The organism is Stieleria marina (assembly GCA_007741555.1).
GTDB lineage: Bacteria > Planctomycetota > Planctomycetia > Pirellulales > Pirellulaceae > K23-9.
In genome coordinates, this window is record CP036526.1 from 297691 (window position 1) to 317778 (window position 20088).

General features: G+C 54.8%; 11 protein-coding genes and 1 tRNA gene. 7 read left to right on the forward strand and 5 right to left on the reverse strand.

What is annotated here, in order from left to right:
- Positions 1–103: 103 nt before the first annotated feature.
- The 5 genes from K239x_RS28190 (at position 104) to K239x_RS01105 (ending at position 8325) form a co-directional block, all read left to right on the forward strand.
- Positions 104–3622, forward strand: a complete 3519-nt coding sequence (locus K239x_RS28190) for a sulfatase-like hydrolase/transferase (protein WP_419189526.1) — start codon at positions 104–106, stop codon at positions 3620–3622.
- 21 nt (positions 3623–3643) lie between these two features.
- Positions 3644–4615, forward strand: a complete 972-nt coding sequence (locus K239x_RS01090; RefSeq protein WP_145415856.1) for a family 43 glycosylhydrolase — start codon at positions 3644–3646, stop codon at positions 4613–4615.
- 1 nt (position 4616) lies between these two features.
- Complete coding sequence (locus tag K239x_RS01095; RefSeq protein ID WP_145415857.1) at positions 4617–5858, forward strand: DUF6786 family protein; 1242 nt, start codon at positions 4617–4619, stop codon at positions 5856–5858.
- Between the two features lie 1764 nt (positions 5859–7622).
- Positions 7623–7919 (forward strand): hypothetical protein, encoded by a 297-nt coding sequence (locus K239x_RS28195; protein ID WP_419189527.1) that lies wholly within the window; start codon positions 7623–7625, stop codon positions 7917–7919.
- 61 nt (positions 7920–7980) lie between these two features.
- On the forward strand, positions 7981–8325 hold the full coding sequence (locus tag K239x_RS01105; RefSeq protein WP_145415858.1) for a hypothetical protein: 345 nt from the start codon (positions 7981–7983) through the stop codon (positions 8323–8325).
- Positions 8326–8598: 273 nt separating this feature from the next.
- Here K239x_RS01105 and K239x_RS01110 read toward each other — a convergent pair.
- Positions 8599–8672, reverse strand: a tRNA-Arg gene (locus K239x_RS01110).
- 135 nt (positions 8673–8807) lie between these two features.
- Between K239x_RS01110 and K239x_RS01115 the strand changes: the two genes are divergently transcribed.
- A complete protein-coding gene (locus K239x_RS01115) occupies positions 8808–10460 on the forward strand; it encodes a sialate O-acetylesterase family protein (RefSeq protein ID WP_419189528.1) in 1653 nt (550 codons plus the stop codon).
- Positions 10461–10512: 52 nt separating this feature from the next.
- Here the strand turns inward: K239x_RS01115 and gcvP are convergent, their stop codons facing one another.
- A complete protein-coding gene (gene gcvP, locus K239x_RS01120) occupies positions 10513–13464 on the reverse strand; it encodes an aminomethyl-transferring glycine dehydrogenase (protein ID WP_145415860.1) in 2952 nt (983 codons plus the stop codon).
- Between the two features lie 240 nt (positions 13465–13704).
- Here gcvP and K239x_RS01125 point away from each other — a divergent pair, with 240 nt between their 5' ends.
- A complete protein-coding gene (locus K239x_RS01125; protein ID WP_145415861.1) occupies positions 13705–15099 on the forward strand; it encodes a cation:proton antiporter in 1395 nt (464 codons plus the stop codon).
- A gap of 88 nt (positions 15100–15187) precedes the next feature.
- Here the strand turns inward: K239x_RS01125 and K239x_RS01130 are convergent, their stop codons facing one another.
- The 3 genes from K239x_RS01130 to K239x_RS01140 are packed head-to-tail and all read right to left on the reverse strand — an operon-like array spanning position 15188 to position 20051.
- Positions 15188–15631, reverse strand: a complete 444-nt coding sequence (locus tag K239x_RS01130) for an SRPBCC family protein (RefSeq protein WP_145415862.1) — start codon at positions 15629–15631, stop codon at positions 15188–15190.
- A 21-nt stretch (positions 15632–15652) separates the two neighbouring features.
- Positions 15653–17107, reverse strand: a complete 1455-nt coding sequence (locus K239x_RS01135; protein WP_145415863.1) for a DUF1501 domain-containing protein — start codon at positions 17105–17107, stop codon at positions 15653–15655.
- Complete coding sequence (locus tag K239x_RS01140) at positions 17097–20051, reverse strand: DUF1553 domain-containing protein (RefSeq protein ID WP_145415864.1); 2955 nt, start codon at positions 20049–20051, stop codon at positions 17097–17099. The genes K239x_RS01135 and K239x_RS01140 overlap by 11 nt, the downstream gene beginning before the upstream one ends.
- Positions 20052–20088 lie beyond the last annotated feature (37 nt).

Below are 20088 nucleotides of genomic sequence, written 5' to 3' on the forward strand. Positions count from 1 at the left end.
CGTAGCCTCGTCCACTAAGAAATCTGTCTCCAGCTCTACCGACTCTGAAGAATACACTCTTGGTCATCAGCCAACATCCGAATCCCACTCTCGAAATAGAATCATGAGATTGATTTCAGTTGCTCCGGCTCTGTGCATCATCCTGCTGACGGCTTCTTCGTCACTCGCAGCGGATCATCCGCCGAACGTTGTTCTGATTTTCGCTGACGACCTCGGCTATGGAGATGTTGGTTGCTACGGCGCTACGAAAATTCAGACGCCCAACATTGATAAGCTTGCTGCTGAAGGTCGGCGGTTTACCGATGCGCATTCTGCGTCGGCAGTTTGTACTCCGTCACGGTATGGGTTGCTGACGGGTGAGTATCCTTCGCGGAAAAACATTTGGGGTCCGGCGCCAGTGACTTCGCCGCTGCTCGTTGACACCGACCAGTTGACCATTGCCGATGTTTTCAAGAACGATGGCTACAGCACGGGAGCTTTCGGAAAATGGCACTTGGGTTTCGGCAAGGGTACGAACGAATGGAAGCAACCGTTTCGACCTGGGCCACTGGATCTTGGTTTTGACTACTATTTTGGCGTACCGCTGGTGAACAGTGCTCCGCCGTACGTCTTCGTGGAGAATGACCGCGTCGTTGGTCGTGCATCCGAGGATCCACTTGTCTACTTGGGTCGTAAGGCCGGCGATAAGGTTAGCCCGATTACGCCACTGACCAAAGAGCACGGCAACCGCGTTCCCAATTTCTTTGGAGGCGCGACTGAAGCACACAAGCTCTACAACGACTTTACGCTCGGCACGACGCTGGCCGAGCGGGCAACTCGCTGGATCGGTGATCAAGTCGACAAACCGTTCTTTCTTTACCTCTCCACGACCAACATCCACCACCCGTTTACGCCCGCTCCCCGTTTTCAAGGCACCAGCCAATGCGGTCTGTACGGCGACTTTGTTCACGAATTGGACTGGATCGTTGGCGAGGTCATGACGACGCTTGAAGCGAAAGGTGTGGCCGACAATACGCTGGTCATCTTTACCAGTGATAACGGCGGCATGTTCAACCACGGCGGCCAAAAGGCTTTCCAGATGGGGCATCAACAGAACGGTGATCTGCTGGGATTCAAGTTCGGAGTCTGGGAAGGCGGACACCGCGTACCGTTAATCGCTCGGTGGCCCGGCCACATCAAACCAGGGACGACTTCAACACAATTGATCAGTGGCGTCGATATGCTGGCGACCTTTGCCGCACTCACGCAGCAGGACCTGGACAGGCAGCAGCTTGCGGACAGCGTCAACGTTCTGCCTGCACTGATCGGTGAACCGGAATCACCATTGCGGGACACGCTTGTACTGAGTCCCCACAAGCAGACTCATCTTGCTATTCGCAAAGGCAAGTGGGTCTACATCGGTGCTCGAGGCTCAGGAGGTTTCGGAGGCAAACCTGGGTCGCATGCTGCTGGCGGACCGGTATGTGCATCATTTGTCGGAAGCGTGAATAGCGATTTCGAGGCGGGCAAGTACAAAGCCGATGCGCCGCGTGCTCAGCTTTACGATCTGCAATCGGATGTGAAGCAGACGCGAAACCTGCACAACGAATATCCCGAGATCGTAAAAGAGATGAGCGAGTTGCTTGAAAGCTACGCGCCGCCGAAGCGGAAACCAGCCCCCGTGAAAGGGAAGCCGCGCGCGCCGGGCAATCCTGCAAAGAAGATTCCCGCAGTTCCGAGTACCCGAAGCGCGTCCTTCGACTTCGAGTCGGGCAAACTGGATCCATGGAAGGTGATCAAAGGCAAATTCGGGCATTCGGTCGGTAGTCGCGATCTCTTCTTCCGTGACCAAGGAGAATACAACAAACAAGGCAAGTACTACCTGACAACGCTTGAAAGCAGCGCCGATGCCGACCGAGGATTGGACCCACAAACCGGAGTGATCTTCTCGCCCCAGTTCATTCCCAAAGCTGGCTCGATGACTTTCCGTGTTGGCGGAGGCAGTGGCAAGGACACCTATGTCGCTTTGTGCACAGCAGATGGTGAAGAGTTGCTGAAGGCGCACGGCATCAACAACCAAGTCATGCAAAAGGTGAGTTGGGATTTGGCGCCCTATGCCGGCAAGAAGCTGTTTTTAAAAGTCGTCGATCAAGCGGCGGGCGGTTGGGGTCACATCACCGCCGATGATTTTCAGTTCGATGCAGAGGTTTTGAAGCAATCACCTGAGCCGACGGCGCTAGCCGCGGGTTCGGCAAACCGAGGCGGTGACGTTCATCAACCCGCGGCGAGCGTCTCGCGGCTAACGGAACCACAGTCAAATAATACGAGGCCAAACTTCGTGGTCATCTTTACCGACGATCAGGGCTACGCGGACCTCAGTTGTTTCGGTGGCAAGCATGTCAACACACCTCGCATTGATCAGATGGCGGCCGAAGGAATGAAGTTGACGAGTTTCTATGTGGCGGCGCCCCTCTGCACGCCCTCTCGCGCCGCTTTGATGACTGGCTGTTATCCCAGGCGAATCGACATGGCCTACGGATCCGATTTCGCAGTCCTGCTGGCAGCGGACAAGAAGGGGTTGAACCCTGAAGAGATAACGATCGCTGAAGTGCTGAAGTCGGCGGGCTACAAAACGGGCATGTTTGGAAAATGGCACCTCGGTGACCAGCCGGAGTTTCTACCGACGCGACAGGGATTCGATCAGTACTTTGGTATTCCTTACAGCCACGACATCCATCCGTTCCATCCGCGGCAGAGTCATTTCAAATTCCCGCCGTTGGCCTTGCTGGACAACGAGGAAGTGATCGAAATGGATCCCGATGCCGACTATCTCACTCAGCGAATAACTCAGCGCGCGGTAAAGTTTATCGAAGAGAGCAAGGACGAGCCGTTCTTTCTGTATGTGCCGCACCCGATTCCGCATGCACCATTGCATGTCTCTCCAGAATTCATGGCGAAAGCACCAGCCAAGGTCAGAGCGAAACTGAAAAACGAAAAGAAAGTCGACTACGGAACACGAAGGGGATTGTTCGGGCAAGCAATCAGCGAGATTGACTGGTCAGTGGGGCAGATCCTTGATGCACTCAACAAGAACGGGCTGGATGAAAATACATTTGTCATGTTTACCTCGGACAACGGACCAGCCAACGGAAAGGCTACACCGCTAAGAGGCAAGAAGGGCAGCACCTTTGAAGGCGGCATGCGCGAGCCAACGGTGATCCGTTGGCCAGGCAAGATCTCGGCCGGTCAAGTGAACGATGAGATCATGACCGCCATGGACCTGCTTCCAACATTCGCGAAACTGGCTGGAGCGAAGATACCGACCGATCGAACCATCGACGGCAAGGACATCTGGCCCACGTTAACTGGGAAAGCGGGCACGCCCTACGAAGCTTTCTTCTACTACCGAGACAACTCTCTCAATGCAGTGAGATCAGGCATATGGAAACTCCACCTCAAGGACGGAGAGCCCACCCAACTCTGCAATCTCGAAACCGACATTGGCGAGAAGAAGAACTTCATCAAAGCCCAACCCGAAGTTGTCCAGCGACTCGTCGGATATGTGAAAGTGTTTGAAAAGGACATCGCGGCGGACAATCGGCCCGCTGCTTTGGTGAAGAATTCAAAACCACTAGCGAAATAACAAAACCGGAGAAAACAAGGTATGAAGCGAGTCCTAGTAGCTGCAGCCAGTGTCCTATTCACGGTTGCTGTCCAGGCAAACGAACCTACCACTGCGACAGTCGCGGTCACTCATTCGGCACTCGAAGGCATTGGTGCGGAACTAGGCGTCATGCGTCGAGATCCGAGCGACATTATCAAAGTCGGCGACTTGTATTACGTGTGGTATTCCAAGGGAAAGATCTCTCCGGGATACGATGCAACGGTTTGGTACGCGACCTCGAAAGATGGTCATAAATGGACGGAGAAAGGCATGGCGCTTGCAAAGGGCAAGCCCGGCAGTTGGGAAGGGGCGAGTGTCTTCACACCTAACATTCTGGTCGCCGAGGGACGCTACTGGCTGTTCTATACAGGCACCTCCAGAGAATTCGCCAAGGGATTCAATCCTGATTCAAAGATCGGGATCGCGGTATCGGATTCGCCTGATGGTCCCTGGGAGCGTCTCGCGACTAATCCAGCATTGAAGAACAGCGATGACCCGAAGGATTTTGACAGTCACTTGGTTGATGATGCCTGCCTGATCGTTCGAGAAGATGAATACTGGTTCTATTACAAAGGCCGCCAGCTTGGCAAAAGTCCGGGACAAACTCAAATGGGGCTTGCGATCGCAGACCATCCGCAGGGGCCCTATGTGAGGCACGAGTCGAATCCGGTGATCCCTGGCAATCACGAAGTGCTGGTCTGGCCCCACGGTACTGGCGTGGCGGCGATGATCGGCACCACCGGGCCAAAAGCGATCACGAATTCGATCCTCTATGCTAAAGACGGAATCCATTTTTCCAAAACTCACCGTGTAACGAATGGACCATGGGCTGGCGGCGCCTATCGTCCGGAAGCGTTTACGCAGAGCAATATCGGTGTGATTCCCGATTGGGGTGTCGAGATTGGCAGACCAAAAGGGAAGCAAAGTAAACTGCCGTTCATTCAACGATTCGATGTACAAAAGGACAACTAGGATGAAGAACACACGAATTCCAGTAGGTTCCGGAATAGGTGGACTCGTCCTGTGTTTGTTTTCGCCTTGGGTCTCGGCAGACGAAAAGTTCGCCGACGATGTGGCCTTCATGAAAGAACATACACAGATCGTTCTGTTACACGACGGTGACGCGGCGGTCGCAGTGGCTCCCGCTTACCAGGGCCGTGTGATGACTAGCACCTTCGACCGCAAGGCCGGTCCGAGCTTCGGCTGGATCAACCGACCGGTGATTGAAAAAGGATTCCTTTCAGAAGAAGACAAAAAGGGCAAGCTGGAAGAGCACATTTATATCTTCGGCGGAGAAGAACGTTTCTGGCTCGGACCAGAAGGCGGGCAGTATGCCTTGTTCTTTAGACCAGGAACGAAATTTGAATTCTCCGACTGGGCCACTCCAGCAGCGATCGATACCGAAGCGTTCGAGCTGGTTGAACAAACTGAAACGTCAGCGAAGTTCAAACACACGACGGATCTGATCAATTACAGCGGAGCCGAATTCAACGTTGGCATCGAGCGCACGGTGAAGCTGCTGCCCCCACAAGAAGCCTCCAAGCTGTTGGGCGTCGAACTCAGTGACGGGCTTCGAATGGTGGGATATGAAACGGACAACCGAATTACCAACACAGGTTCGGACGCCTGGAAGCCGGAGACAGGGCTACTTTCGATCTGGATGCTCGGAATGTACAACCCCTCGCCCGAAACAACCGTGGTCATTCCCTTTGAAGAAGGTGACGACAAGACGCTTGGCCCGAGAGTGAACGACACGTACTTCGGAAAGGTTCCGGCAGAGTATCTGCAGGTAAAAAAACAGAAACTCTTCTTTAAGGGCGATGGAACGCGCCGTGGAAAGATCGGTATCAATCCGCAGCGATCGCAGGGGATTGCTGGAAGCTACGATGCCGCGGGACAGGTCCTGAATATTGTGACCTACAACTTGCAGGACGCACCGCACGGCTTCGTCAATTCCATGTGGGAGCTACAGGACGAGCCGTATGCCGGGGATGTGATCAATTCCTACAACGACGGTTCGCCCGAACCGGGCAAAGCTCCGCTAGGGCCATTCTACGAATTGGAAACGTCTTCTCCCGCCTCCGCCCTGAAACCCGGCGAGACGATGAAGCACGTCCAGCGAACGTTCCACATCCAAGGCAGCGAAGAGGAACTCAATCCGCTCGCACGACGCCTGCTCGGAGCGCACCTGGACGACATCAAGGACGCATTTTGAGTGGAAAACTCCACGGCGTGGCGTCGACGTAACCCGCGCCCAGTGAAACTCCCTTTTTTCAACGATCCATTTCCTGTGATTCTGGCGAGGAGAAGCCGCCCAGTGTGGTCCCCATCACTTTTGAAAATGAGAAATTGTTTCACCTCTCGACGTTATTGAGTTTTGTCGTAAGCGTGTGTTTCGGACGGTGATATTGAAGGCATCTGTTGCTTGTCGGAGAAAAATGCCATGCAACCTCTCAGCTTGCCGGCTGACAATTCCCGAACAACTGGCAGTGGGGACAAACTGGAGAAGAAGTTGCCTATTTGAATTCAATGTGAGCCAATCATAGATGGAGCCTATAGGCCCAAACCCAATCCAAACTCAGGTGTGGGTGAAACGGACTAAAACCTTTTCAGGTTCTAGTGCTCGTTTTTCAATGGCGACGCTAGACTTGGCGTCTAGCAGACCGTTTTCAATTGGTGTAACGTCCGCGTGAATTCCGCTGCCGCTCCGCCTGTTTGTCTTACCTGAGCAAGCCAACTTTAATCGCGTGAATTTGACATTGGTAATCACGCGACTTCCGGGTGATCAGAATCAAAGCAGAAAATGTCACTTATTTTGTCACTTGGCAAAAGCCTGCTGAGTCAGCGTGGCAACAATCGTTCGTTGCGAATCCGATTTGGTTGGTGCACCGTTGCCGCCAATCGTATGGTTGGAACGGGGAGGGCAATTGTCTTTCGCCCTAACTGCGATTTCTTGGTCAACCTAGCCGCTGAGTCTCCTAAGTGACCCTGAGGGGAGGCCAACACGTTAACCTAAATGGCAGTTCGCATCACGCGGCTCAACGAAAACGCCAAGAACTATTTTCCAAAACTTTCGATCTGCTTCGCCGCTCGAGCGGGCGAGTCGGAAGGTCTAGAGGTAGCGAAGTCTTGTTGGTCGTTTAGGAGTGGTGAATGCAGTACTTATTTCCGAAATCGTCTCGAGTGATCCGTCAGCTCTTACGTGAACCGAGTAGTTCTAGGAGCAGGGAAGTAATTTGCTTCCGCAGCGTTTTGCTGAAACATGGCGTTGAGCGCGCAGTGGGGTGAAATCGCGGCACAGGCAACCGGCGATTCCTTTCAGGCTCGAGAACAACTTTCAACATTTTCGATCGCCGCTTCATCAATTCGGCTCACCTTGCGATAGGTCTACAAGTAGAGACTGCGATGTTCTTTCTTGATTCACAATGCCAATTACTTTTGCAAAGTTCTGGCATTTTCAATGCTGGTTTTGTGAATGTTGGAAAATCCTAAATCCAGAGGCGGACAAGAACGATTCGAACCCTGTTTTTCGCTGCTTTCCAAACGTTGGCGATAGCACGAACGAAAAACCAGTCGACTAATCCATGTCGAAACGGTGTCGGTGCAATGTTTCTCGTTCGGGGCGTCCGACGTTATTGCAGCGAGTGTTTTTATCGTGCTTTGCGGTGCCAAAGTGATGTAGCGGCCTTCGCAACCGCACAACCAATTAGGCGATAAAGAGGATTTGACAAGCCTCCTTCAATTCCCATAATCCCTATCGCTCGAACACCGAGCCGCTCAGCCAACCAACCAGCGACCAACCCAGCCAACCGGCTCCTCGCCCGTCCGTGATCGTTCACGTCGAGCTTCTTTTGAATTTGCCACTCACCCCTGACACGGGCGATGTCGTCGCAGATTTGGTCCGTCTCTTTCCTGACTTCGCCGCGCGCCCATTAATCGGCACCCGCTGCGAAGTTTTCCGCATCCGACAAGGAAAGCTATGTCACAGCCCCCGTTGCTGTTAACCGTCGGCGAGGTCGCCCGACGGTTGGACACCAAGATCCACCGCATCGAATACATCATTCGATCAAGGCGCATCGAAGCGACCGGCTGGGCCGGCCACGCTCGCGTTTTTTCGGAAGCCAGCCTGGATCACATCGCCAGCGAACTGAGCCGCATGAATGCGGAACTGGTCGACAAAGTCAACTTCGACGGTCCCGGCGGCAACGTTGCGATCACCTTCCATCCCACAGGCCTGAAAAGCCTCACTCAACAACCTCTGGAGATCGCCCAATGAGTGAATCCCTCACCATCAATCGAAAGTTCCACGTCGCCAAAAGACGTGACGGCGCAAACACTTGCAAGACGGCGTCGCTCCCAGCACACCCAGCGGTCGAGTCCCACGCATCACGTTGGCCCATCGCTGTCACAGACTGATCCAGGACGGCACGATCATCAATCAATCCGAACTGGCCCACTACGGCCAGATCTCCACGACCCGCATGACGCAAATCATGTGGATGGACAACCTCGCCCCCGACATTCAAGAAGAAATCTTGTTCCTACCCAACACCGTCAAAGGCCGCGACCCGATCAAGGAAGCCGAGATCCGCCCCATCGCCAAAACACTTGATTGGAAACAACAACGCAAAATGTGGCGAGCGATCAAGGACACTCAACCTGTTAACCCGAGCCAAACATAAACCGTCTGGTTCGGTGGGTCGGAAGCAAACGGCGTGGTAACAAGCAGCCACTTTGTGAACAGAGAGCGCGATAGTTCGGAGAGAAAAATCCGTTGAGACGGACGCAACTCATGCGGATCCGGGACGGCCGAGTTCGAAAGAGAGGTTTCGGGCAAACCACCGAGACTTGAAAAACGCCTCAAACACGGCGTTTATTAACCGGCCAAGAACGGCCGATGGAGACTCTCACCGTGCGAATTGGCCGGTAGGGCCAATTCCGCAGATTGAAAAGAGTACACCAGGAGGGATTCGAACCCCCAACCCTCGGTTCCGAAGACCGATGCGCTATCCAGTTGCGCCACTGGTGCTCTTGATTTCAGTTCACATTGTAGCGGGTTTTGGTGGGGCGGCTAGAAGCCGTTTGGATGGTATTTTTCGAGGGCTTTCTCGGCTGGTTATTTGCAGAAGCTTCCGCGTTTTGGCTCCCTTACGAGCGGACAGCTATGATATCGCTGATTCCATTTCCCAACTTGCTTGAGACTGCCATGAAGATCCTTTCCGCGATCACGTTTGCTGCTTGCTTGGTTGTGTCACCCAATTTGATGGCGGACCTTCGCGTTCCCCACTTTTTCAGCGACCACATGGTGCTTCAACGCGATGGCGATGCACAGCTATGGGGGAACGCATCGCCGAACGCCAATGTATCGATCGAGTTTGGTGAAAAGGACTTTTCCGTCCAGGCCGATGCGGCTGGCAAATGGAAAACGGGTATCGCCGCAGGACCTGCAAACTCGCAAGGCCGCGTGCTGAAAATTTCGTCCGGTGGCCAAACCATTGAAATCAAAGATGTCTTGGTCGGCGAAGTTTGGCTGGCAAGCGGTCAGTCGAATATGGCGTTTACGCTGGGGCGAGTACCTGAGTACGCAAAAATGCTCCAGACGATCGATCTACCTGGCGTCCGCATGTTTTGCGCCGCTCCCACTGCGGCGGCCGAACCTCAGGACAACATCGTGGGTGACTGGTTGTTGCCGAACACCCAAGCAGGCAATTCCATGTCGGCGGTTGCATTCTTTTTTGCAAAGAAACTACACGAGGAATTGGGGGTGCCGGTGGGGATCATCAAGACAGCTTGGGGTGGCAAACCAGTCGAGACACTCACAAGTCGTGCGGCACTGAGTGCGTTGCCTGAAACAAAAGTGTTGGTCGACAGATTGATGAAGCAGCAAAAGGCATTCGATCCGGTTGCTGCCAAGAAGTCTTACGATCAACGGCTGAAGTTTTTCAAAGTCGCCAGCAAGCAATGGCAGGAAAAGGGCAAGGCGTCTGGTAAACGGCGTCCCAAAGCACCCGCACGCCCCAAGTGGCCCACGATGACCGAAGGCAATCCCGGGGTGCTGTACGACGGCATGATTCATCCTTTTGTCGGTTACACGATCCAGGGCGCAATCTGGTACCAGGGCGAAGCGAACGCCAAAGCGGGGAAGGTGCCGTATGACGTCACGCTACCGTTGATGATTCGCGACTGGCGCGATCGATGGGGAACCGACTTTGCGTTTGAATTCGTGCAATTGGCAAACTTCAAAAAGGTCGAAACGGAACCCGGAAACAATGACCCGTGGCCATTGCTGCAAGATCGAATGCGTTTGATTTTGGAAACGACACCCAATACCGGCATGGCGGTAATCAACGACGTGGGGGCCGCCAACGACATTCATCCGCAGGACAAAAAAACGCCCGGGGATCGGCTGGCGATCTGGGCACTCGCCAAAACGTATGGCCAAGACATTGTTTATAGCGGTCCGCTGTTCGCTTCGAGCAACCAAGCAGATGGTGCGATTAAGGTTGAGTTCACCGCGGTCGGCGACGGGCTGAAGTCTCGCGACGGGGGTTCGCTGAACCGTTTTGAGATTGCTGGCAGCGACAAAGTCTGGCATTGGGCGGACGCAAAGATATCCGGCAAATCGACGGTGACCGTCAGCAGCAAGAAGGTCGCTGATCCCGCCGCCGTCCGCTACGCATGGGCAGCGAATCCCGAAGGAGTCAACTTGGTCAACAGCGACGGGTTGCCGACGTCTGTGTTCCGCACGGACGACTGGGACGATGTGGGGTCGGCCGAAGCTTCGCGAAGAACCGTGCCGGCACGACGGGCTCAATAACATCCAGCCACAGCCGTCGTCCTGCGACGCCGTTCGCAGGACGACGTCGATGTCAGGAATAGTCGTCCATTGGTGGGCAACTGCAAACCAGGTTGCGGTCGCCGTAGGTATTGTCGATGCGGCCTACGGTGGGCCAGAATTTGGCGTCTCGCAACCAATTGGCCGGCCAAGCGGCTTGCTCGCGGCTGTAGGGATGCGGCCAGTCGTCGCGACCGATCTGCTGCATCGTGTGCGGTGCATTGGTCAGCGGATTGTCTTCGCGGTCGAGCGTTCCATCCTGAATGGCTTGGATCTCCGCACGGATCGAAATCATTGCGTCGCAGAAACGATCCAGTTCGTCTTTGCCTTCGCTTTCGGTTGGTTCGATCATCAAAGTTCCGGCAACCGGCCATGACATGGTTGGACCGTGAAATCCGTAGTCCATCAAGCGTTTGGCGATGTCTTCGATTTTGACGCCGGCTGATTTTTCAAAGGGGCGACAGTCGACGATAAATTCGTGAGCGACATATCCATTGGAATCCGTGTAAAGAATGTCGTAGTGGTCGCTTAGTCGCTTGGCCATGTAGTTGGCGTTTAAGATGGCGACTTGTGTTGCGCGGCGGAGGCCTTCGCCGCCCATCATGCCGATATAGACGTAGCTGATCGTCAGGATGCTGGGGCTGCCGTAAGGTGCTGCGGACACGGGACCGATCGCAAATTCGCCTGCGGTGTCGGGACGTTGGACGGGGTGCTCGGGCAAAAACGGCACCAGTTGTTCGGCGACGCCGATTGGTCCCATGCCGGGACCACCACCGCCGTGCGGAATGCAGAACGTTTTGTGCAAGTTCAAGTGGCACACGTCGGCGCCACATTTTCCAGGACTGGTCAGGCCGACTTGAGCGTTCATATTCGCACCGTCCATATAAACTTGGCCACCGGTGTCGTGGATGATGTCGCAGACTTCGCGGATCGTTGATTCAAATACACCGTGGGTCGACGGGTACGTGATCATCAAGCAGGAGAGCTGTTCGGCATGCTTTTCCGCTTTGGCGCGAAGATCATCCATGTCGATGTCACCGTGGTCGTTGCATTTGATGGCGACGACTCGCATCCCCGCCATCACTGCCGATGCAGGATTGGTTCCGTGGGCCGACGTTGGGATCAAGCAGACGTCGCGCTGATTGTCGGTCCCGGCTTTGGCGGCCATGTGTTCGTGGTAGGCACGGATGACCAGCAGGCCGGCGTATTCGCCTTGAGCACCGGCGTTAGGCTGCAAGCTGACGGCCGAGAAACCGGTGACTTCGCACAGCCAGCGTTCGAGTTCACGAAACATCTGCGTGTACCCGCGCCACTGGGTGTCGGGGGCGAAGGGGTGCATGTCGGAAAATTCAGGCCACGTGACTGGAATCATTTCGCTGGTCCCGTTCAGTTTCATCGTGCAGGAACCGAGCGGAATCATGGTGTGTGCGAGCGAAAGATCGCGTCCCATGAGTTTGAAGATGTATCGCAGCAGTTTTGTTTCGCTGCGGTGGTCGTGAAAAACCGGATGCGTCAGGAAATCGCTCTCGCGTGCAAATTCACCGACGTTGCAGCGTCCATCCGATTCGGCTTCGCTGAGCAGTTCATCGATATCGAATCCGGTGTAGTGTCCAAAGTTGAATGCTGCCAGCAAATCGGCGACTAGGGCACGGTTGGTCGTTTCGTCGAGCGTGACGCCCAACGTTCCGTCATTGTATTCGCGCAAATTGATTTGGCGTTCGCGAGCCGCGTCGGCGACCTGGCGTGCAGCGTGCTTGCGACCTTTTCCAAGTTGGATGCGGATGGTGTCAAAGACGGGACCGGCATGCGTCGTGGAGTGTCCCAGTCGTTCAAGTCCCTTGACCAACGCGGCGGTGAACCCTTGGACGCGACGAGCAATGTTTCGCAGTCCATCAGGACCGTGATAGACGGCGTAGAACGAATTGATGATCGCCAACAGTGCTTGCGCGGTGCAGATATTGCTGGTCGCTTTGTCCCGTCGAATGTGCTGTTCACGAGTTTGGATCGCCATTCTCAATGCGGGATTGCCGTGCGCGTCTTTGGAAACACCGATGATGCGACCAGGAAGTTTGCGTGCGTGCTGATCGTGGGTAGAGATAAAGGCAGCATGCGGTCCGCCCAAACCCATGGGCACTCCAAACCGCTGCGCGCTGCCCACGCAAACGTCGGCGCCCCATTCGCCAGGTGGAATAACCACGGTCAGGGCCAGCAGGTCTGCGGCGGCAACGGTGAGACAGCCGTTTGTTTTTGCCTGAGCAGCCAGTTGTTTGTAATCTTCTAGTCGGCCATCGGTCGTGGGATACTGCACGAGCACCCCGCAAAGTCCGCCCTCGCCATGATCGAAATCAATTTCGCTGATCGGGCCGACTTTCAAATCGATGCCCATCCCGGTCGCACGAGTTTGCAGCAATGCGAGTGTTTGAGGGTGACAATCATCGGCTGCCCAGAAACCATTTTTCTTGTGTCGAGCGATCGATGCGCACATGCCCATCGCTTCGGCCGCAGCGGTTGCTTCATCCAACAAGCTGGCGCCGGCGAGAGGCAGTCCGGTTAAGTCGGCAATCATGGTTTGGAAATTCAGCAGGGCTTCCAAACGTCCTTGTGCAATTTCGGCTTGATAGGGCGTGTACTGCGTGTACCAACCTGGGTTTTCCAATACGTTTCGCAAGATCACAGGTGGGGTGACCGTGCCGGTGTAACCCATTCCGATGCACGAACGATAGACCTTGTTCTTGCCGGCAATCGTTTTCAAACCTTGCAGGAATTCGGCTTCCCCACGCGCTTCGGGGATATCTAGCGGCGTGTTGGACTGAATGTCGCTTGGCACGGTGGCGTCGGAAAGGGCGTCAAGCGAAGCAAAGCTCAGTGTCTCCAGCATGATGTCGATCTCGCTGGGGGTGGGGCCGATGTGCCGGTGGACAAATCCGTCGACAAAGTCCAGGACATTGGCGTCAGTCGAAACATTCGATTGGCGAGTGGCAGTCATACGTCGTTTCCGGCAAAAGGCAGCGTTGGGAAAGGTTCCACGAAGTCATTCAATTTAGATATGCTCGACGCGATTCGATATCCCTACTGCGGGATTGGCGGTCAAATCGGCCTTGGATGCAAACGTGGTGCAGTAGATTGGCCAACGCCACGAGATGAAAACCGTCCGGCGGGCTACTTCATTTGGGAAATGATGGCTACTTTAAGTCGGACTAATTTGAATCTGCGAGAGAGAAAAACAATGGAACTGTTCACCATCACATCGGTCGTGATCGCTTTGTCGGCGCTTTTTGGCTACATCAACGTTCGGTTCCTGAAGCTGCCCAACACGATCGGCCTGATGGTGATCGCCATCGCATTTACCCTGGTGTTGTTCGCCAGTTCGATGTTTACCAATACCTTTTTGTCAGCGGCAGAACGGCTGGTCGCATTGATCGATTTCAAGACGGTCCTGTTGGACATCATGCTCGGGTTTCTGCTGTTCGCGGGAGCGATGCATACGAATTTTGATCAGCTTCGCGTGCAGCGCTGGCCGGTGTTTGTGTTCTCGACCCTGGGAGTCCTTGCGTCGACGTTTTTGGTTGGCACGTTCGTCTTTTTTGTATTCGGGATGATCGGACTGGAAGTCAAGTTTATTCACTGTCTGTTATTCGGGGCACTGATATCGCCGACGGATCCCATCGCCGTCTTGGGGATTCTGAAGAAAGCGGGGGTGCCCAAGAAGCTAGAGACCAAGATCGTCGGCGAATCACTTTTCAACGACGGCGTCGGCGTGGTGGTGTTTTTGACCATCATGAGTATCGCCACCGGTGGTGCGGCGGATCATGGCAAAGCCGACGTGGTTGGCGATGACGTGCAGCTGGTTTCGATGTTGGCGGCGGGAGAGGTCGCAACTGATGAAGCTGGACAGATAGAGCACGATGGACATTCAGATTCGAACGGCGGAACGACCGTCACCGCCGTCGCGGAGTTGTTTTTGCAAGAAGTTTTGGGAGGTGTCCTGCTGGGGCTAGCACTGGGCTACTTGGTCTATCAGCTGCTGCGAAGTATCGACGATTACGAGATCGAAGTCCTGATCACACTCGCGTGTGTCATGGGTGGCTATTCGCTTGCACACGCGTTTCACCTTTCTGCACCGCTAGCGATCGTGGTCGCGGGGTTGATCGTTGGCAACAGTACGGTGCGAGGCACATCAATGAGCGAACAAACCGAGCAGTACGTTGACAAGTTCTGGGAGCTGATGGACATGCTGATGAACGCGATCTTGTTTGTGTTGATCGGTCTGGAAATGCTGATTCTGGATATTCGCCCCGAGTACATCGTGGCTTCGATGATCGCGATTGTGATCGTGTTGGTCTCGCGTTACTTGTCGCTGCTTGCTCCCGTGCGTTTCTTTTCCAAGCGATTAGATTTTGCGCCGCATACGACGACGATCATGGCGTGGGGGGGGTTGCGCGGCGGCATTTCAATCGCGCTCGCGCTAAGTTTGCACGACAACATGAACCGCAGTTTGTTTCTGACGGTGACCTACGGTGTCGTCGTCTTTTCGATCATCGTGCAAGGACTGACGGTCGGCAAATTGGCCAATCGATTGATCGGAAGCGAGCACATGGAAGCCGCCAGCGAGGGGCATTAGCGAGAGGCATTGGTTCGTTGCTGCGACGCTCTGTGGCGGAGTGCCGATCGGGTGCCTTGCGTTTTGACAAGGCTTTAGAAGAGTAGGGCTACGTCGTTTCCAACTGTTGCTTGAGGGTTTCAAAGTCCTTTTGCAAAGCGCGGCGACCGATGCCTTTGAAGAGCCAGCCGGCGGTGAGAAACACGACTTTCAATGCGATGCTTTTAGGCAATACTCTGCTTTCTTGGGTGACTTCGGTGCGGTAGCCCATGTTTTCAAAGCGGTATTCGACGTCGATATCGAATGCGTCGCCCTTTAGAAACGATCGTGCGACACTGGGGCGATTCCAACGTGTGACTTCGCCGCGGAAGATCATTTCTTGTCCGTTCTCTTCGGTCACCATCCGAAACGTGGTGCCAACACCGCCGCCGTTTTTCTCCTCGATCACTTCGTCCGAAACAATGCTCTTGCTCCACTGGTCCGCGTGGTTGAGCGTGTAGTCAAAGACCTCCTCGGCAGGTCGGTCGATGATGACGCTTAGTTGAGTTCGCATAGGTTTGCTTTAAGGAACGGATCAAGCACTTAGGATTTCGCGAATCACATCGCCGTGAACGTCAGTCAGCCGCCGGTCCAATCCGTTGTGATACCAATTCAGTTTGGTGTGGTCGAATCCTAGCAGGTGCAGCACGGTGGCGTAGTAGTCCCAGACCGTTGTCGGGTTGGTTTCGGCCCGTCGACCAAACGAATCGGTGGCACCGTAATTGGTCGCGCCCTTCACGCCGGCACCCATCATCCAGCAAGTGAACCCGTCGGGATTGTGATCGCGTCCGGCAGTACCGGCTTGATGGGTTGGCATGCGTCCGAATTCCGTGGTCCATAGCACCAGTGTGTCGTCCAGTAGGCCGCTCTTTTTTAGATCCGTCAGCAACGCGGCGGTCGGCTGATCAAATATCGGGCAATGCCGTTCGTAGTCAGCCTTGAGTGTCTTGTGAGCGTCCCAATTAAGGAGTCCGTCGACGCCTGAGGCGCGTGAGGCACAATAGAGATTGACGTATCGAACGCCGCGTTCCAGCAATCGTCTGGCCAGCAAGCAGTTTCTTGCGTAAGCCGCTTTCAATTGGTTGGCATCATCGGTTCCGTACATGCGATGTGTTGACGCTGATTCGGATTGCAACTCCGAAACTTCGGGGGCGGACAACTGCATTCGCGCGGAAAGTTGATAGGCGGCCACGCGAGCCTGCAAATCGGATTCGCCCGGGTTGGCTACTGCGAAGCGACGATTGAGGCGGTCAAGCAAATCACGCGACGCCGTTTCTTCGGCCGCGCTAACACTTTGCGGTCGGAGCAGGTTGCGGATCGGTTGTTGATGACTGAGCTCGATTGCCTGATGTCGGGCGGGCAAAAAACCGTTGGACCAGTTGGCTTTCCCGTTGGGCGGTTCGCCGCGGATATCGGGAATCGCAACGTACGCCGGCAAGTTTTCGTTTTCGCTGCCCAGCGCGTAACTGGTCCATGCGCCGGCGCTGGGGAATCCTTCGGTGTCGTGACCTGTATTGACAAACACACATCCCGGCCCGTGGGTGTTCGTCTTGCTATGCATCGCATGACAAAAGGCAATGTCGTCGACGTGCCGCGACATGTGCGGCAACATCGTGCTGATGGCTTTGCCGGATTCGCCTGCGGGCGCGAATGGCCAGGGGCTCTTCATCAAGTTGCCGTTTTTGCCTTGGAACGAAGAGAAGCCTTCTTCGCCCGGCAACGGCTTGCCGTGCCATTTGTCGAGCTCCGGTTTGTGTTCCCACAGATCCATGTGCGACGCCGCGCCCGGACAAAAAATCTGCAGCACCCGCTTTGCCTTTGCAGCATGATGGGTTTGTCCTTGCTGCCAGTCGGCATTCGCGTCAGTTGCCAATAGTTGCGTCAGTCCGGTCGCAGCTAGGCCGGTGTAGATGTTGCCAAAGAAACCACGGCGACTGTTCTGCAGGCGACCAGTGCTATTGGGCGGATGGTCGGAAGTGCTACCGAACATGAATTAGCTCGCTCGTGTTGAGGATCACTCGGCAAAGTGCACGGAGTGAGTGTTGGGCAACCAATTCGGTGCAATCAATGACTTCCTGCTGGTTGGGATCGCGTCCGTACGCTATACGAAATGCTCGTTCGATTTGTTGGCGTGGAACCGTCGTTTCAGCTTCCAAACGCTTGGCAAAAAAATCGGACATGTCCAAAGTGAATTGGTGATTGAGCGTCGTAAGTGCTTGAAGCGGCGTCGTTGTTTCGGCGCGACGTGCCGCGGAAAAAGCACAGTCAGGCTGATCAAAATCCGTCATCAAATCCGTTCGCGCGGCGCGTGCGTTTTGATGATACACAGCGCGGCGGTACGTTTCGGGGCCATGGCTATCACGCGGAACATAGGTCGCCACGTTGTCTTGCAGGTAGTGGTAGAGCCGAAATCCGGGACCACCCAATTTTGTGTCCAGTTTGCCCGAGATCATTAGCATCGTGTCGCGAATTTCTTCGGCTGACAGACGGCGTGGAAGAAACCTCCAAAGCATTCGCGAATCCGCATCCACTTGCGCCGATGACGCGGAGTACACGCTGGATTGGCGGTAAGTTTGCGACATCATGATCTGCTTATGAATCGGCTTGAGTCGCCACTTGGCCGCGATCAATTCGTTGGCCAGGTGATCCAGCAATTTGGGATGCGACGGTTGACCGCCCATGTAGCCAAAGTCGTTGGGGGTGCTGACAATTCCAGTGCCAAAATGGTAATGCCAGAGTCGATTGGCAATCACTCGCGGAGTCAGCGGATTGGCGTCGTCGGTCATCCACTGGGCAAGCCGAACGCGCCGGTCAGCTTCGCTGGCGTTGTCATCTAACTGATAGGTTTCGACCGTATCGGCCAGCATCGACAAACTTGATGGCAGGACGACTTCGCCTTTGCGTTGTGGGCTGCCGCCGATGAAGATATGGAAAGGGCCTTGGGCATCTTTGGCAACATGGTTGCCGACCCAGGCCGAAGGAAGCCGTGGAACGTCGGCAATTTGACGGCTGAGCTTGCGGATTTTTTGGTTCAGTTGCACGAGCGATCGACGATCATCGGGCGTTGTTTCGATCTGTCGCAGTCGGTGGTTGCGATGGGCGTCGTTGGCGGCTTGGCGATCGTGCCCATTGGCGACTTCCGTCCACATCTCACCATCATCGGAGACTTCGATCCGATAGTCGGCGACAAAGACAAATTTTCGATGCTCCGGTATGTCTTCGTCTTTGGCACTCGAAAACACCACGCGATCGATCTTGGTCGGTTCGGCCAGTTTTACCGTCAAGTGATTGCTTGCGGAAATAAATCGTTCGCCTGATTTACCGTCGATCGCTAGATGCGGTCCGTACGCTCCGGGAAAGTCCTTGATTTCGCGGCTCGGCCCGCTGGCTACGGCGCCACTGGATGCTAATGCAACGTTTCGCGGTGCTGATGTTTTGTCCTGGGGAGTCCAGATTTGGAATTCATCAATGCGAAAACCATTTCCTGTCGCGGGGTTGATATCCTGGCTCTGGCAAAGAATCCGAACGTACTGCGTCGTGATGGGATCGAACGTCTCCGTGGTGCCAGCGCGATTGGGTTGGGGACGAATCCACTTGGCGGCGTGTTGGTCGCCTTGCGAGTTGATTCGTTGCTGGATCGCATCATCGATTTGCTTTTTTTGTTTTTCCAGCTCGGCTTTCTTGTCGTTCAGCGGTGCCACTATCGCGTCGCGATCGCGTTTTGCATCGGGAGTGGTGATCACGCGACTGCCGTGACGTGTACCTCCCAAGGTTGCGTACAGCCGGTAGTAGTCGGACTGCAAAATCGGATCAAATTTGTGATTGTGGCATCGCGCGCAGCCAACGGTCAGACCCAAGAATGCTTCGCTGGTTGCACGAATCATTTCGTCAATCGTGTTGGCCCGAATCTGTGCGATTTGATCGGCATCTTGATTGCCGACGTTGTCGTAAGGTCCAGCGACCAAGAACGCCGATCCGATTTCGATATCAAAATCTCCCTGGCCGATTACGTCACCAGCCAAGTGTTCGGTCAGCATCTGGTCAAACGGCTTGTCTTGATTGAATGAATCGATGACGTAGTCGCGGAAGGGCCACAGGTCATTGATCAAAATATTGCGTTCAAACCCGTTGCTCTCGCCAAAACGAACGACGTCCAGCCAATGTCGCCCCCATCGTTGTCCGTAGTGGGGCGACGCAAGGAGACGATCGATTAGCAATTCATAGGCGTCATCGGATTGGTCCGCAACGAACCGATCAATTTCGTCGGACGTCGGCGGCAGACCGGTCAAATCGTACGTCGCGCGGCGAATCAATGTCCGTCGATCGGCTGGCGGATTTCGGGTCAAGTCAGCTTGTTGCAGCACGTCATCGACAAAGTCATCAATCGTTGCCTGCGGCGATGGTTGGGCGAGGGGTTGCAGGGACCACCAAGTGGAATCGGCTTTTGATTTTTCCGTGATCGTTCTTCCGTCTGGCCAGTTCGCTTGGCCGAGGACCCAGTCGCGAACCGTTTGCACTTCGTGTTCGTTTAGAGGGGGAGCGTCTTTTGGCATCGATTGATCGGGGCCAGCGATGACCGCTAGCAGCGTGCTGTATTGATCGCCAGCTTCGACCATTCCGGTGTCGAAAAACGCTTCGCGATCATCGATCCGAAAATCTCCTTTGACATTGTTCTCGTTGTGACACCGCACACAGTGTTCGGTAAAGATCGCATCAACCTCGTCGAAACCTGCCGTTCGGCTTGCGGCGGGTGTCGTCGCGGAACTTTCTTGCGCTGCTTTAGAGGGAGTTTCACGGGGCGTTTCCGAGGGGGGAGCTGGTGGTGATTCCGCCAGAGCGGACGCGCCCGTGACGATCGCCAGCCAAAGGGGCGTTAACGCGATCAATCGCTTCGTAAAAAACATCGGTTTCACTTTTACACATCGAGTTTGCATCTAGGTATTGTAGTGGCCTCGAAACACACTTTCTTGC

Excerpts from the sequence above, each read along its gene's own strand:
- K239x_RS01090 (WP_145415856.1), top strand. The coding sequence starts at position 3,644 with ATGAAGCGAGTCCTAGTAGCTGCAGCCAGTGTCCTATTCACGGTTGCT.
- gcvP (WP_145415860.1), bottom strand. The coding sequence starts at position 13,464 with ATGACTGCCACTCGCCAATCGAATGTTTCGACTGACGCCAATGTCCTG.
- K239x_RS01140 (WP_145415864.1), bottom strand. The coding sequence starts at position 20,051 with ATGCAAACTCGATGTGTAAAAGTGAAACCGATGTTTTTTACGAAGCGA.
- K239x_RS01130 (WP_145415862.1), bottom strand. The coding sequence starts at position 15,631 with ATGCGAACTCAACTAAGCGTCATCATCGACCGACCTGCCGAGGAGGTC.
- K239x_RS01115 (WP_419189528.1), top strand. The coding sequence starts at position 8,808 with ATGATATCGCTGATTCCATTTCCCAACTTGCTTGAGACTGCCATGAAG.
- K239x_RS01135 (WP_145415863.1), bottom strand. The coding sequence starts at position 17,107 with ATGTTCGGTAGCACTTCCGACCATCCGCCCAATAGCACTGGTCGCCTG.
- K239x_RS01125 (WP_145415861.1), top strand. The coding sequence starts at position 13,705 with ATGGAACTGTTCACCATCACATCGGTCGTGATCGCTTTGTCGGCGCTT.
- K239x_RS28195 (WP_419189527.1), top strand. The coding sequence starts at position 7,623 with ATGTCACAGCCCCCGTTGCTGTTAACCGTCGGCGAGGTCGCCCGACGG.
- K239x_RS28190 (WP_419189526.1), top strand. The coding sequence starts at position 104 with ATGAGATTGATTTCAGTTGCTCCGGCTCTGTGCATCATCCTGCTGACG.
- K239x_RS01095 (WP_145415857.1), top strand. The coding sequence starts at position 4,617 with ATGAAGAACACACGAATTCCAGTAGGTTCCGGAATAGGTGGACTCGTC.